Origin of the sequence: Microbacterium sp. LS_15 (assembly GCF_041954735.1) — a bacterium.
Lineage (GTDB): Bacteria > Actinomycetota > Actinomycetes > Actinomycetales > Microbacteriaceae > Microbacterium.
In genome coordinates this window covers 22,101-35,956 of record NZ_JAVAYD010000014.1, presented here as the reverse complement: position 1 = coordinate 35,956, position 13,856 = coordinate 22,101, and the positions used below count along the sequence as shown (strand labels likewise).

The 13,856-nt window shown below is 70.5% G+C and carries 13 protein-coding genes; 3 read left to right on the top strand and 10 right to left on the bottom strand.

Annotated features, from left to right (window positions below):
• Positions 1–55: 55 nt before the first annotated feature.
• From RAC69_RS14700 to RAC69_RS14670, 7 genes are all read right to left on the bottom strand, one after another.
• On the bottom strand, positions 56–1,084 hold the full coding sequence (locus tag RAC69_RS14700) for an ABC transporter ATP-binding protein (protein WP_375087477.1): 1,029 nt from the start codon (positions 1,082–1,084) through the stop codon (positions 56–58).
• Positions 1,081–2,106, bottom strand: a complete 1,026-nt coding sequence (locus RAC69_RS14695; RefSeq protein ID WP_375087476.1) for an ABC transporter ATP-binding protein — start codon at positions 2,104–2,106, stop codon at positions 1,081–1,083. The genes RAC69_RS14700 and RAC69_RS14695 overlap by 4 nt, the downstream gene beginning before the upstream one ends.
• Positions 2,103–3,005, bottom strand: a complete 903-nt coding sequence (locus RAC69_RS14690) for an ABC transporter permease (RefSeq protein WP_341935950.1) — start codon at positions 3,003–3,005, stop codon at positions 2,103–2,105. The genes RAC69_RS14695 and RAC69_RS14690 overlap by 4 nt, the downstream gene beginning before the upstream one ends.
• Positions 3,002–3,967 (bottom strand): ABC transporter permease, encoded by a 966-nt coding sequence (locus RAC69_RS14685; protein WP_375087475.1) that lies wholly within the window; start codon positions 3,965–3,967, stop codon positions 3,002–3,004. Before RAC69_RS14685 ends, RAC69_RS14690 begins: the two co-directional genes overlap by 4 nt.
• 40 nt (positions 3,968–4,007) lie before the next feature.
• A complete protein-coding gene (locus tag RAC69_RS14680) occupies positions 4,008–5,708 on the bottom strand; it encodes an ABC transporter substrate-binding protein (protein WP_375087474.1) in 1,701 nt (566 codons plus the stop codon).
• A gap of 177 nt (positions 5,709–5,885) precedes the next feature.
• A complete protein-coding gene (locus RAC69_RS14675; RefSeq protein WP_375087473.1) occupies positions 5,886–6,029 on the bottom strand; it encodes a hypothetical protein in 144 nt (47 codons plus the stop codon).
• Positions 6,030–6,256: 227 nt separating this feature from the next.
• Entirely contained in the window at positions 6,257–8,089 is a 1,833-nt protein-coding gene (locus tag RAC69_RS14670; RefSeq protein WP_375087472.1) for an alpha/beta hydrolase family protein, read from the bottom strand.
• Between the two features lie 188 nt (positions 8,090–8,277).
• On the opposite strand from RAC69_RS14670, the gene RAC69_RS14665 reads away from it, so the two are divergent.
• On the top strand, positions 8,278–9,009 hold the full coding sequence (locus RAC69_RS14665) for a TetR/AcrR family transcriptional regulator (protein ID WP_375087471.1): 732 nt from the start codon (positions 8,278–8,280) through the stop codon (positions 9,007–9,009).
• A 43-nt stretch (positions 9,010–9,052) separates the two neighbouring features.
• On the opposite strand, the gene RAC69_RS14660 is transcribed toward RAC69_RS14665, so the two are convergent.
• Positions 9,053–10,162: a M20 family metallopeptidase gene (locus RAC69_RS14660; protein ID WP_375087470.1), complete on the bottom strand. Its 1,110-nt coding sequence runs from the start codon at positions 10,160–10,162 to the stop codon at positions 9,053–9,055.
• On the bottom strand, positions 10,159–11,034 hold the full coding sequence (locus RAC69_RS14655; protein ID WP_375087469.1) for an alpha/beta fold hydrolase: 876 nt from the start codon (positions 11,032–11,034) through the stop codon (positions 10,159–10,161). Before RAC69_RS14655 ends, RAC69_RS14660 begins: the two co-directional genes overlap by 4 nt.
• Positions 11,035–11,212: 178 nt before the next feature.
• Between RAC69_RS14655 and RAC69_RS14650 the strand changes: the two genes are divergently transcribed.
• Positions 11,213–12,037, top strand: a complete 825-nt coding sequence (locus RAC69_RS14650; RefSeq protein ID WP_375087468.1) for a hypothetical protein — start codon at positions 11,213–11,215, stop codon at positions 12,035–12,037.
• Positions 12,034–12,879: an SMP-30/gluconolactonase/LRE family protein gene (locus RAC69_RS14645; RefSeq protein ID WP_375087467.1), complete on the top strand. Its 846-nt coding sequence runs from the start codon at positions 12,034–12,036 to the stop codon at positions 12,877–12,879. Before RAC69_RS14650 ends, RAC69_RS14645 begins: the two co-directional genes overlap by 4 nt.
• Before the next feature lie 109 nt (positions 12,880–12,988).
• On the opposite strand, the gene RAC69_RS14640 is transcribed toward RAC69_RS14645, so the two are convergent.
• A complete protein-coding gene (locus RAC69_RS14640) occupies positions 12,989–13,843 on the bottom strand; it encodes a fumarylacetoacetate hydrolase family protein (protein ID WP_375087466.1) in 855 nt (284 codons plus the stop codon).
• Between the last annotated feature and the right edge of the window lie 13 nt (positions 13,844–13,856).

Below are 13,856 nucleotides of genomic sequence, written 5' to 3'. Positions count from 1 at the left end.
TGCAGAATCCCGAGGTGGAAAGTCGCACATCAGGCGATTCGAAAGCTCGGGCAGGTCAGAGCACGTCGCGCTCGGCAGGGTGGTGGCACGCGACGCGGTGCGTGCCACCCGGCGTGACGAGCTCGGGTTCGGCGAGCTCGGGCACGACCTCGGCGCAGATCTCGGTGGCCTTCCAGCAGCGAGTGCGGAACCGGCATCCGCTCGGCGGGGCCACCGGGCTCGGCACGTCGCCCGTGAGCACGATGCGCTCGCGGGCCCGCTCCGCCCGCGGGTCGGGAACGGGGATCGCCGACAGCAGCGCCTGCGTGTACGGGTGCAGCGGACGCTCGTAGAGCTCGTCCACCGGGGCCTCCTCGACGAGCTTGCCGAGGTACATGACGCCCACGCGGTCGCTGAGATGCCGCACGACCGACAGGTCATGGGCGATGAACAGGTAGGTGAGGCCCAGGTCGCGCTGCAGGTCGTCGAGCAGGTTGAGGACGCCGGCCTGCACGCTGACGTCGAGCGCGCTGACCGGCTCATCGAGCACGATGACCTCCGGCTCGACGGCGAGCGCCCTGGCGATGCCGATGCGCTGCCGTTGGCCGCCGGAGAACTCGTGCGGGAAGCGGTCGGCGTGGGCGGGGTTCAGCCCGACCTGCGCGAGCAGCTCCTCGACGCGGCGATCGCGGTCGCCGCGGTGCAGCCCGTGGATGATGAGCGGCTCGGTGAGCGTCGCCCGCACCGACTTGCGCGGGTTGAGCGAGGCGTACGGATCCTGGAACACGAACTGCACTCGCCGTCGCAGCAGGCGCAGGCGCTCCCCCGACACGGCGGTGATGTCGTCGTCGCCGAGCCGGATCGAACCGGCGTCGCTGGGCTGCAGGCGCGCGACGCTGCGTCCGAGCGACGACTTGCCGCATCCCGACTCGCCCACGAGCCCGAAGGTCTGCCCGGCCTCGATCGACAGGCTCACGTCCGACACCGCCTGCACGACGTCGCGGCCTCGGCCGAACAGGCCGCCGCCGACGCGGTACTCCTTGACGAGTCCGTCGACCGTGAGACCGGTGCTGCCGGTGCGTTCCCCCACCTGCGACGCGCTCATGACACCGCCTCCTTCTGCCATTCGTCGACCCGCACACACGCAGCGGTGTGCCCGACCCCGACCTCGACCGGCGGCGGCACCACCGCGTCGCAGAGTCCCGCGACGGCGTGGGCGCAGCGCGGTGCGAAGCGGCATCCCCGCGGCCATTCCGTCGCGACCGGCGGCTGTCCGGCGATCTGGTACAGACGCTCATCGCGTGACGAGCGCCTGTCGAGCCGCGGCAGCGAGGCGAGCAGCCCGGCGGTGTACGGATGCGCGGTCTCGTAGAAGAGCGGGTCGACGTCGGCGGTCTCGACGAGTCCCCCCGCGTACATGACCAGCACGCGGTCGGCGGTGCCCGCGACGACGCCGAGGTCGTGCGTGATGAGCAGCACTGTCGTGCCGGTGCGGCGCTGCACCTCGCGCAGCACCTCGAGCACCTGCGCCTGCACGGTCACGTCGAGGGCGGTGGTCGGCTCATCGGCGATCAGGAGGTCCGGTTCGTTCGCGATGCTCATGGCGATCATCACGCGTTGGCGCATGCCGCCGGAGAACTCGTGCGGGTAGCGGTCGACGCGCAGTTCGGGAGAGGGGATGCCGACGAGGTCGAGCAGTTCGACGGCCCTGGCCCTCCGCTCGGCGGCCGTGCTCTCGGGGCGGTGCACGCGCACGGCCTCGATCAGCTGCTCGCCCACGCGCATCACCGGGTTCAGTGCGGTCAGAGCATCCTGGAACACGATCGCGACGTCCTTGCCGCGGATCTCACGAAGCTCGTCGTCGGTCAGCCCGACGAGCTCGCGGCCACGCAGCCTGATCGACCCGGTGACGACGGCCTTCTTCGGCAGCAGTCCCATGATCGCCATCGCGGTCATCGACTTGCCCGATCCGGACTCTCCGACGATGCCGACGGTCTCGCCTGTGCGCAGGGTGAACGAGACCCCTTCGACGGCGCGAGCGAGCCCGTGGTCGGTGGGGAAGCTGATCGCGACGTCCTCGACCTGGAGCAGGATCTCGCCGCGTCCGCCGACAGAGGGGCTGGTCATAGGTTCTTCCCCTGCGGGTCGAGGGCGTCGCGGAGACCGTCTCCGATGAAGTTGACGCAGAGCACGGTGACGAGGATGAACAGGCCGGGGAAGTACAGCAGGTACACCTGCGGCGTGCCGACGTATCCCGCGGCCTGGCTGAGCATCGATCCCCAGCTCGTCTGTGGCGGCTGCACGCCGAACCCGAGGAAGCTCAGGGTCGACTCCGCGATGATCGACGAGGCCACCGCGAGGCTCATCGCGACCGCGATCACCCCGGCGAGATTCGGCAGCAGATGCGACACGACGATGCGGAACCCGGATGCGCCGATGCCGCGCGCCGCGTCGATGAAGTCCTTCTCGCGCAGCGACAGCACCTGCGCCCGCACGACCCGGGCGATGTACGTCCAGCCGAGCGCGGTGAGGGCGAACACGATCGTCGTGGGCGACGATCCGAGCCCCTGCAGGATGACGGCGAGCAGTGCGATCGCCGGGACGATGAGGAACAGGTCGGTGATGCGCATGATGAGCTCGCCGATCCATCCGCCGAGGTAGCCCGCGATCGCACCCAGCGCTGTCCCGACGACGGTGGCGAGGAGGGCGACGGCGAGACCGATCGCAAGGGAGATCTGGCCGGCGAACAGGATCTCGCTGAGGTAGTCGCGCCCCAGCTCGTCTGTGCCGAGCCAGTGCGCGCCCGACGGCGGCGTGGGTCCGGTCAGGAGGTCCTGCTGTCCCTGCGGGTACGGCGCGATCCACGCAGCGCCGAAGCAGACCACGAGCAGGATGACGAGGACGACGAGACTCACGACACCGAGCCGGTGCCGCAGGAACCCCTTCAGCAGCTGACGGGTCGGCGCCTTCTGCGGATCCTGCTCGGCGAGCAGCTCCTCCCGGCCGGCGATGCCTGCACCGCTCATGACAGCCTCACTCTCGGATCGAGCACCGCGTACGCGATGTCGGCGATCAGGTTGCAGACAACGACCGCGACGGCGACCACGATCATCCAGGGCAGCAGCACGTACACGTCACCCGCGACGAGCGACTGCAGGAACAGGCGACCCATGCCGGGGATCGCGAAGATCTGCTCGGTCACGACGAGTCCGCCGATGAGGATCGCCGCATCGAGGGCCACGACCGTCACGAAGGGGGCGAGGGAGTTGCGCACCGCGTGCCGCCAGATGACCTGGCGGCGCGGCACGCCCTTCGCCCTCGCGGTGCGGACGTAGTCGCTGGACAGCGCGTCGAGCATGGCCGCGCGCCCGAACCGGCTCCACGACGCGACGAGCGCGATCATCAGCGCCGCCACCGGGAGGACGAGGTGACGGACGTAGTCGAGCGGATCGCTCTGCCCCGGAGAGTTGAGCCCGATGAAGAACAGCGGCGGCTCGCTGAGGCCGAACTGCTCCTTGGGCCACACCGCGAAGGTCTGGATGAGGATGAGGCCGAACCAGAACGCGGGCATGGCGATGCCGATGTACGAGGCGCCCGTCAGCAGGTTGTCGCCCAGCGAGTACTGCCGAACGGCCGAGTACACGCTCACTGCGCCGGCGATCAGCACGGCGACCAGGAGTCCCCAGAACGCGAGCTGCAGCGTCGGCCACAGCGCCTCGCCGATGAGCGGCAGCACCGGGGTGCCGGTGCGGGTGCTGAGACCCCAGTCGCCGACGACCATCGATCGCAGCCACAGGACGTACTGCTCGGGGATGCTGCGGTCGAGGCCGAGCCGCTCGATCTCGCGTGCGATCACCGAGGGGTCGTGCGCCAGACGGAGCTTCGCCAGCGGATCGAACGTCGAGCGCACGGCCCAGAAGAGGATGAACGAGGCGACGACGATCACCGGGACCGAGTAGAGAACCCGTCGGGTGATGAATGTGAGCACGTCGTCGCCTCGTTCCTGTCCTGCTGTGCCGGAGCGCAGCTCAGCCGGCCAGGCCCCACTCGGCGAGGTTCCAGAACGGGCCCTCGATCGGGTTGATCTGCAGCGGGCCGCCGACCTTCTCGCTCCACAGGAGCACGTTCGGCACGACGTCGAGCGGCAGCGATGGCACGTTCTCGGCGATGAGCGCGTCGGCTTCCTGCGACGCCGCGACCCGGGCATCCTGATCCACCTCGGTGTCGACCTGCGCGAGCAGGTCGTCCAGCCCCTCGATGTCGGTGCGGTAGAAGTTGATGCCCGAGAAGCCGTTCGCGTCGCCGGGGATGTTCACCGACGAGAAGGTCGACGACAGCGTGGGGTCGGGGAACGTGTCGACCAGCGCCCAGATGCCGGCCTGGAAGTCGCCCTCGGGCGCGATCGTGCCGAACAGGTCGGCGGGGGTGACCTGGTCGATGGTCATCTCGAATCCGGCATCCGCCAGCTGCGACTGCAGCACCTGCACCGTGAGGTCGCGGCGCTTGTTGCCGGCGAGCGTCTTGATCGAGAAGGTCGCGGTCTCGCCGCCCTTGGCCCAGACGCCGTCGCCGTTCTTCGACCAGCCGTCACCCTGCATGAGCTCGTCGACCTTGTCGAGGTCGAGCGAGTACTGCGAGAAGTCGTCGGCGGCGAACGGCGCGACCATGGGCGAATTGAAGCTCTGCTGCGCCTCGTCGATGCCGAGGCTGCCGAACAGTCGCTTGACGATCGCGTCACGGTCGATCGAGTACGCGAGAGCCTGACGCACCGCGACCGAGTCGAACGGCGCGACGGCGTTGTTCAGCCAGATCGCCTCGAGGTTGCCGCTGCGCGGATCGACCTGCGAGCGGATGCCGGGCAGCCCCGCCTCGATCTGGTTCAGCGCGTCGAGCTGCGGGGTCGGAGCGAGGACGCTGACCTGGCCGCTCTTGAGCGCCTGGAACGCCGCGGTCGTGTCGGGCAGGAAGAGGAACGTGACCTTGTCGAGGTGCGGCTTCTCACCCCAGTAGTTCTCGTTCGGGACGAGCGTGACCGAGGTGCCGCGCGTCCACTTCTCGATCTTCCACGGGCCGCCGCTGAAGTCGTACCCGTCGGCCATGATGGCTGCGCGGTCCTGCCCCTCGAGCAGGTGGGAGGGCATCACGCCGTAGACGCTGAAGAGAGTGCGCCACCCGGCGTAGGCGGAGCTCAGAGTCACCACCGCGGTCGCCGGGTCGGACGAGTCGACCGCGGTGATGCGGTCGTAGCCCGTCTTGTCGAAGATGTCGTCGCCGTCGCGGATCTGCAGCGCGGTGTACGCGAAGTCGGCCGAGGTGATCGGCTCTCCGTCCGACCACACGGCGTCGGGGTTGATCGAGTACGTGATGGTCTGGGTGCCGTCGTCGCCGACGACCACCTCGGGCTCGCCCGTGACGAGGTCGGACGGGGTGGGCTGCCACTCGTCGTCGACGAGCCGGGTCTGGAACACGCTCGGCATGGTCGGGATCTGCATCACGTACGTGCCCCAGATCGAGCCGCCGCAGGTCGCGATCCAGTCGGCGCAGTCGGGCTCCTGCTCGGCGCCGATGACGATCTCTCCGCCGTCGACGACGGCGACGTCGCTCGGCTCGGGCCTCGTCGACGACGAGGTGCAGGCGGCGAGCGCGCCGACGAGGGCGGCGGCGGTCAGGGCCGCGATGACAGCGCGGCGCGAAGCGGGTACAGCGGTGCGGAGGCGTGATTTCGACATTGCCGGATCTCCAGTGATCGTGCGACTGAGGGACGGTGCGAACGTGCTGTCGTGCGGGTAGTGGTCTGACTCTAAGGCGGTCGAGGCGAGATAGCAAGCACTTTAGTCAATGTTCGTGACTATGCGACAGACAAGCACCCTGTTCGCCGCAGCGACGGGTCGGAGAGTCGCCCGGGATCAGGCGTCCGGCGCGGCTGCGTCAGGCCGCCGCCCACCGAGACGCAACCCGGCGAGGAAGGCGAGGGCGACGAACCCCAGCGTCAGCAGGACGAACCCGATCGCTGTCGTGCGCGACACGAAGAAGCCGCTGCCGTCTCCCACGAACCGCCAGCCCCGCGATCACGAGCAGAGGCGCGGCAGTCCAGGCGATTCGCCCACGCCCCTTCCGCGAGGACCCGCCGACCCCCAATCCCCACCGAGAAGAGGAGTATCGCGCGGCTCTGTCGCAGTTCCCGTACGCATTGCCCATGGGCGCCTCGTTTCCCACAACGGTCCCCTCACATCCTCGGCGACCATGAGGCGCGACCAGCGGGGCGCGCCGCGTCGGGTCAGCCGTCCCAGCGCTCTCCCGCACGGGTGCGGCGGGCGAGCTCGTGCATCCGGCGCTGGTCGACTGCCGCGCCATCCAGGCCGGTGGGCTCGTGCCCGCCCTCGAAGACGTCCAGTACGACGTCGCCGCCGCGCGCGCTCAGTTCGTCGACGTACCGCTGCACGCCGACGATCGGAGTGCGGGTGTCGACGTCGCCCTGGTTGATCCACACGGAGGCCGTCACGTCGTCGAGGTAGGTGATGGCCGAGAAGGGCTCGACCATCTCCGGCGGCACCCACGAGCTCCACACGCTGCGCACCGCGGGGTTCATCGCGTCGATCGCCGCCGACCACTCCGCCACCGCGACGTGCGCGAGGCCGCCCGCGAACAGATCGGGCAGCCGTCCGACGCTCAGCAGGGTCATGTGGCCCCCGTAAGACGCCCCCGTGATGAACGTCGTCGCGGGATCGGCGAGGCCCTGCTCGCGCAGGAATCCGATCGCCGCCGCGACGTCTTCAATCTCCCGATCGCCGCCGACGCCCCAGAAGCCCTCCCGGAACGCGCGGCCGAAGGTGACCGACCCGCGGTAGTTGAGCGAGGCGACGGCGAACCCGGCATCCAGCCAGGCCTGCGCCGAGGGGTCGTAGCTGTCGACCGTCACGAGGTTCGGCCCGCCGTGGATGGTCAGCACCGTGCCGAGCGGCTCATCACCCTCCGGCCTCCCCCACCAGAGCTGCACTCGGGTGCCGTCGGCGCTCGGCACCATGGCGGACGCGAGCGGACGCCCCGGCGGCACCGGCGCGGGCTCGACCAGCGTCACCGCGGTGCCGTGGGCGGCGATCTCCTCGACATGCAGCGGCACGTCCCAGGTCGAGCGCACGGCACGCACCGCGCCGGTCGGTGCGAAGTACGACGCCCATTGGAACGGATGCAGATCGGCGACGTCGGGGTCGAAGACGCTGCCGCCCTCCGCCACCACACGCGCGTCGCCGGAGGCCTCGTCGATCTCGACCAGGCGGTGGATGCCGTCGTCGACGTGCACGGCGAGGATCCGGCCGCTCGGGGAGTGCCAGTCGACCGGGACGACCTCACCGGCGAGATCGGGCAGGTCGAAGTCGGCGCGCTCCCCCGTGCGCACGCTCCAGATCGCGGGGCGCGAGAACCCGCTGCGCTCGGTGTTCAGCAGGAGACGGTCGTCACCGGCATCCGACGCGAAGCGCACTCCGCGCACGGGTCCGGCGGGGAGGTCGTCGAGAGTCGCGACGACCTCGCCGGTACGACCGTCGACGACCGTGAGCAGCGGACGCCGGATGCCGGGATTGTGCGCCGTCGTGTCGACGGAGACGAGCGCGCCGTCAGGCGAGATCTGCCCGTACCAGGCCTCCACGGGGTTCGAGTAGACGACCCGGGGCTCGCCCCACGGAGCTGCGGGGATCACGAGCACGTGGAAGCCGTCCTCGTCGACCACCGTCGCGACGACCGAGCGGCCGTCGAACGACGACTCGAGGCCGCGCAGGACGTACGGGGCGCGGCCGGACGTGAGCTCGACGCGCTCGGAGCCGTCGACCGCGAACGCGACGAGGCCGCCGACCTCCGACCCGCCGCCGTCGTCGAGGTCGACCACCCAGCGGGCATCCGCCGTGAGGATCGCGCCGACGCCGACCGGGAACGGAAGGAGGTCGCTCGGCGCAGCGGGCGCACGCCAGATGCGACCGCGTGCGCCGCCGGGGTGGTTCTCGACGAGGAGGGCGAGGTCGTCCGGGCCGGGCACGGGCCGCACCGTCAGCAGATACGGCACCGCGAAGCGCGCATCGAGCGCCTCGTCGGACGAGACTGCAGGGACCTCGAGCATCCTTGCTCCTTCGTGTCGTGCTCCCTTCGCATCCGGGAGCTTGCCAATGGCGTTGACTATAACAGTGGCTAACGACCGGAGGCTAGACTTCGACCATTGTCGACGGCACTGACAGCACGGCTGACAGGCATGGGGTACCGTGAATCCGCGCGGGCCCCGACGGCCGCGATCTGCGAACGGAGTACTCGATGGCGACACGGAAGGCCGCGGATCCGGCGAAGAAGCCGGCAGCGACATCCGCCGCGAAGGCGACCACGGCGACCGGTCGCCCGCGCCGAGCCCGCGACTCGCTCAGCCGCGAGATCATCGTCGCCGCCGCCGACCGCGTCGTCGAGCGCGAGGGCCTCGACCGTCTCACATTCCAATCGATCGGCGAAGAGCTCGGCGCACATCCCACATCGATCTACCGGCACTTCCGCGACAAGGACGAACTGCTGCTCGCGCTCATCGACACGCTGCGAGCCCGCTCCTACAGCGGCGGCATGGTCGCGACCGACGACTGGCTCGCCGACCTGCGCGCCCAAGCGCACCTCATCCACGACCACTACATGCGCTACCCCGAGTTCGCGCTGCAGATGGCGCTGCGCCGGCCCACCGACTTCTCCTCCATGGAGTTCTCCATCGGAGCGCTGCGCCGCGGCGGCTACGACCGCGAGCAGGCCGCGCTGTATGCGCGCGCGCTCGGGCAGCTGATCCGCTCGGCGTCGAGCATCCAGGCGGCGCTCACCGCGATCCCCGCCGAGGTGCAGGATGCCGATGAGCTGACATGGCAGATGGACCGCCGCCGCCTCGACCCGGAGGAGTATCCGGAGATCGCCTGGGCGGGCGAGGCCCTGCCCGGCATCCGCGACCCCCGCGCCTGGGAGACAGCGCTCGACCTACTTCTGGAGAGCATCGAACGTCACGCCCCCGGGGTCTGACTCGGGGAGACCCTTCGCGGGGTCGCGTGGACCGAACCGCCCCTCACCGACCAGCGCGTGACGGCGCGGAGGCGGCGTCGAGGTCGTCGATCATGCCGGCGAGCAGGTCGATCCGCTCGTGCAGCGACGCGACCGACACCCACTCATGGTCGGCGTGGGCACCGGATCCGCGCGGGCCGAGCCCGTCGAGGGTCCTCGCGCCGACCGCGGCGGTAAAGTTGCCGTCCGACGCTCCTCCCGCCGATACCGCCTCGACGTCGGCGTGCCCCAGCCGTTCGGCGACACGGCGCGCACACGCGAGCAGCTCCTCCGACACGGACTGCTCCATGGGCGGACGGTTGATCCCGCCGTGCACGTCGACCCGCACATCGGGCGTGTGAGCGCCGAGCGACTGCATCCGACCGTCGACCCGATCGAGCTCGTCGAGCGTCCACGCGCGCACGTCGATGCGCAGCTCGGCGTGCTCGGGGATGACATTGGTGACGGTGCCCGCCTGCGCGACAGTCGGGCTCACGGTCGTGCCGCGATCGTCGTCGGCGAGGTGCGGCAGCGCCAGCACGTGGTGGGCGAGCTCGGCGAGCGCACTGCGCCCCTTCGCCGGTTCCAGTCCGGCGTGCGCGGCGCGTCCGGTGAAGGCGAGACGGTAGATGCTGCCGCCGCGCCGCGCGATCTTGAGCGCGCCGTCGAGGCTCGGCTCGAGCACGAGCACCGTGCCAACCCGGGCGGCCTCGCGTTCGATCAGCGCACGGGACGTGATCGAGCCGACCTCTTCGTCGCTCGTGAGCAGGATCGCGACGCGTTCGGGGCGAGCGATCCGTTCGAGGGCGGCGGCCATGATGACGATGCCCGCCTTCATGTCGAAGACGCCTGGTCCGGTGGCGCGGTCGCCCTCGACCCGGAACGGGCGCTCGGCGATCGTGCCGGTCGGGAAGACCGTGTCGACGTGGCCGATCAGCAGCACGCTCGCATCCTCGCCGCCCGACCACCGCAGATGCGTGACGCCGTCGACGGTCTCGAGCTCGCCGTCGTCGCCCACGACGGGGCTGATCCACGAGCGGATGAGCTGTTGCGCGGCGGCCAAGCCCGCGGCATCCCCCGTCGGCGTCTCGATCGTCACCAGCTCGGCGAGCCGGTCGACCTCGCGCGCGGTCATGCGCCCACCTCCGCGAGGAAGGAGCGGAGTGCGGATGCCGTGGGCTCCGGCGCCTCCTCGGCGAGGTAGTGGTCGGCGTCGATCGCTCGTCCCGCGATTCCGGGGGCGTACGACTCCCAGGTCGACAGCACGTCGAAGTTGCGGCCGACGTAGCTGTGCGCGCCCCAGAGGGCGAGGGTCGGCGCGGTGACGACTCGCTCCGCCGAGCGGTCGACGCGGTCGTGGTCGAGATCGACCGATGCCGCGGCGCGGTAGTCCGCTCCGGAGGCGTACACGGTGTCGAGGTCGAAGCAGCGCAGATACTCATCGAACGCATCGGGCAGGGCATCGCCGTCGTGGCGTCGACCGGTGAAGCGGCTGCGGAGCCACGTCTCGCGGTCCGCGCCGATCAGCGCCTCGGGCATCCCGTCTGCGCGCGCGAGGAAGAACCAGTGGAAGTACGCGGTGGCCATCGCACGGTCGACGTTCTCGAACATGTGCAGCGTCGGCACGATGTCGAGCACGGCGAGCGCCGTCACGGCCTCCGGGTGGTCGAGCGCCAGGCGATGCCCGACACGACCGCCGCGGTCGTGGCCGATGACGGCGAAACGCTCGTGACCGAGACCGCGCATGAGCGCGACCTGGTCGCGCGCCATGTCGCGCTTCGCGTACGACGCGTCACGCGGCTTGCCGGAGTCGCCGTAGCCGCGCAGGTCGGCGGCGACGACCGTATGGTCCGCGGCGAGCGCGCCTGCGACGGCATCCCACATCGCCTTGGTCTCGGGGTAGCCGTGCAGCAGCAGGACGGCGGGTCCGGAACCGCGCTTCTGCGCCGCGATCCGGATGCCGTCGCACTCCGCCGCGATCGACACGGGAGCGGGAGGTGTGGTCATCGTCGTCCAACCGTCGGAACTGCAAGTCAATAGCGTTGACTATATCAATGACGACGAGATCCGCCAGCCCCTGTTCTCCGGCGATGACCAACGTTCGGTCTCGGCCCCGACGAAGTCCCGCTCGTTCGAGGACCACGGGCGCGCACCGGAGCAGCGCCGGAAGTAGGCTGAGGGCATCATGGACGAGTTCATCCGCGGTTTCTGGGCCTTCGCCGGCAACTACTGGTGGCTCATCTTCCCCGTCATGGGCATGGCCGGCGGCGCCGCGAAGGCCTGGGAGCGCAGCGCGAAGCGCCGGCATGAGCGACGTCTGGAGACGCTGCGGGTCAAAGCCGAGCTGAAGACGGCCCAGCTCGAAGCCCGCGGCGCGAAGCGGATCGGACCGTCGGTCGTCGACACCACGGCACCGCCCGTCGCATCGAACACCCTTCTCGAGCGGCTCTTCTCCGAGCATGACGAGATCACCGCGCGATGGCTCGACTACGAGCTCGACGTCGCGAAACTCATCGCCTTCCCCGCGATGAGCGACGGCCGCCAGCCTCTCGTCGCCGCGTTCCTGCGGGCGAAGCGCACGGCTGACGCGCTGCGACCGGCATCCGCCGACGCCTCGGTGACCGAGCAGCAGGTGTCGGAGTACCTCGATGCGGTCGGCGCGTACGCCGTGGCGTTCGAGGTGGCCGAGAAGGATGCCAGACGGCTGCGCGACTCGACGTTCACCGAAGCGGAGCGCAAGCGCCTCGACCGCGCGCAGCAGCTGCTCAAGGTCGCGGTCGACGAGTCGGCGACGCAGGCCGAGCGGAACATCGCCTACAAGAGGGTGCGCGACGAGCTCGACGGTCTGATCCTGCTCAGCGACGAGGCCGTGCAGGTGCTCGAGAAGCAGGTCGCGAGAGAGCTCCCCGCGCAGCCGGCCGCGGCTCCGCAGACCCCGGAAGCATCCGCGCCACCCGAAGGGACGCCCGAGCCGGAGCGGATGCCGCTGCGCCGCGACGACGCCTCATGACGCCCGAGAACCTCACCGGTCCCGTGTGCGTGCACGCCGAGGCCCCCGTGTGGTCGCCGTCGTGGGGCGGTGTGAGGTGGGTCGACGGCGAGGCCGCCGACCTCGTGACGCTGCGGGACGACGGCATCCATCGCCTGCACCTCGACGACGACTACGCGGCCTTCGTGCGCCCGCGCGCGAGCGGTGGCTTCGCGGCGTTCGGCGCCCGCACGCTGCACCTGTCCGACTCGGCCGACGGCCCCGCTTCCCCGGCGCTCCGATTCGACCTGGGCAGCGCCCGGTTCAACGACGGCACGGTCGACCCGCACGGGCGCCTGCTCGCCGGGTCGATGGCGACAGACGACGCCGGAGCGGTCGGCCGCGTCATCCGCCTCACCGCCGAGCTCGAGCAGCGCGAGGTGCTCTCGGGCGTCGAGGTCTCGAACGGGATCGGCTTCGCCCCCGACGGCGACCTGGCCTATCACGTCGACACGGCGACGGGCGGCGTCGACATGTTCGACGTGATCGACGGCGAGCTGACCGGACGACGCCGCTTCGTCGGCATCCCGGACGACCAGGGGATGCCGGACGGCCTCACCGTCGCGGCGGACGGCTCGGTGTGGGTCGCACTGTGGAGCGGCTGGGCCGTGCACGGGTACTCGCCCGAGGGCGCCCTGATCGCCCGCATCCCGCTGCCGGTCCCGCAGGTCAGCGCGTGCGCGTTCGGCGGCGACGATCTCGGCACGCTGTTCATCACCACGTCGGCGCAGGGACTCGACCGCGACCACGGCACGGAAGCCGGATCGCTGTTCGCGGTGCGCCCCGGCGTGCGCGGTCTGCCGGTCGTCCCCTTCGCCGGCTGAACCGGGCACCGTCGGGCGGTGGCGGGGGTCCCGACGCCCTCCGCCCGCGACACGGCTGCACTCAGCCGGATGAACCGTGTCGCGGGCGCAAGGCGCCGGGTCCGCGAGATCAGCGCACCCGGGCGCGCTCCACCCGCTGCCACTGGCGACCGAGTCCCTCGATCTCGATCACCATCTCGTCGCCCTCCGCGAGATACGGGAACCGCCCCGACAGCGCCACACCCTCCGGTGTTCCGGTGTTCACCACGTCGCCGGGCTCCAGCACCATGTACTGGCTGAGGTCGCGGACGAGCTCGAGCACCGGGAACACCATGTCGGCTGTCGACGAGTCCTGTCGGGCAGCGCCGTTCACCGACGACCGGAGGCGCAGTGCCTGCGGGTCGACCTCGTCGGCAGGCACCAGCGCAGGCCCGAGCGGATTGAAGGTCTCGGCGCACTTGCCCTTCGACCACTGGCCCCCCGACACCTCGATCTGGAAGGCGCGCTCGGACACGTCGTTCGACACCGCGTACCCGGCGATCACGTCGCGCGCAGCTTCGGCCGAGGGGAGGTAGCGCGCGGTGCGACCGATCACGACGGCGAGCTCCACCTCCCAGTCGACCTTCTCGGCCTCCGGCGGCAGCAGCACCACGTCGTCGGGCCCGACGACGGTGTTCGGATGCTTGAAGAAGACCACCGGATGCTCGGGAGGCAGCGACCCCGATTCGGCGGCGTGCGCGGCGTAATTCATGCCGATGCAGATCACGGCTCCGGGGCGCGCGACCGGGGCGCCGATGCGCAGACCGCTGATGTCGGCCGCCGGCAGCGCGCCTGCGGCGAGCGCCGCCCGGACGCGGGTGATGCCGCCATCCGCGAGGAACGCCCCGTCGATGTCGGGCGTGAGCGAGGACAGATCGTAGACGGCACCGTCGTGTCGCACGAAGGGCTTCTCCGAGCCGAGCGATCCGAGACGCAGCAGTTCCATGGTCGGTTCGGGA

Bases quoted from the DNA above. Each gene is read 5' to 3' on its own strand.
- RAC69_RS14645 (WP_375087467.1), top strand. From the start codon at position 12,034: ATGACGCCCGAGAACCTCACCGGTCCCGTGTGCGTGCACGCCGAGGCC.
- RAC69_RS14680 (WP_375087474.1), bottom strand. From the start codon at position 5,708: ATGTCGAAATCACGCCTCCGCACCGCTGTACCCGCTTCGCGCCGCGCT.
- RAC69_RS14665 (WP_375087471.1), top strand. From the start codon at position 8,278: ATGGCGACACGGAAGGCCGCGGATCCGGCGAAGAAGCCGGCAGCGACA.
- RAC69_RS14660 (WP_375087470.1), bottom strand. From the start codon at position 10,162: ATGACCGCGCGCGAGGTCGACCGGCTCGCCGAGCTGGTGACGATCGAG.
- RAC69_RS14670 (WP_375087472.1), bottom strand. From the start codon at position 8,089: ATGCTCGAGGTCCCTGCAGTCTCGTCCGACGAGGCGCTCGATGCGCGC.
- RAC69_RS14695 (WP_375087476.1), bottom strand. From the start codon at position 2,106: ATGACCAGCCCCTCTGTCGGCGGACGCGGCGAGATCCTGCTCCAGGTC.
- RAC69_RS14700 (WP_375087477.1), bottom strand. From the start codon at position 1,084: ATGAGCGCGTCGCAGGTGGGGGAACGCACCGGCAGCACCGGTCTCACG.
- RAC69_RS14650 (WP_375087468.1), top strand. From the start codon at position 11,213: ATGGACGAGTTCATCCGCGGTTTCTGGGCCTTCGCCGGCAACTACTGG.
- RAC69_RS14655 (WP_375087469.1), bottom strand. From the start codon at position 11,034: ATGACCACACCTCCCGCTCCCGTGTCGATCGCGGCGGAGTGCGACGGC.
- RAC69_RS14640 (WP_375087466.1), bottom strand. From the start codon at position 13,843: ATGGAACTGCTGCGTCTCGGATCGCTCGGCTCGGAGAAGCCCTTCGTG.
- RAC69_RS14690 (WP_341935950.1), bottom strand. From the start codon at position 3,005: ATGAGCGGTGCAGGCATCGCCGGCCGGGAGGAGCTGCTCGCCGAGCAG.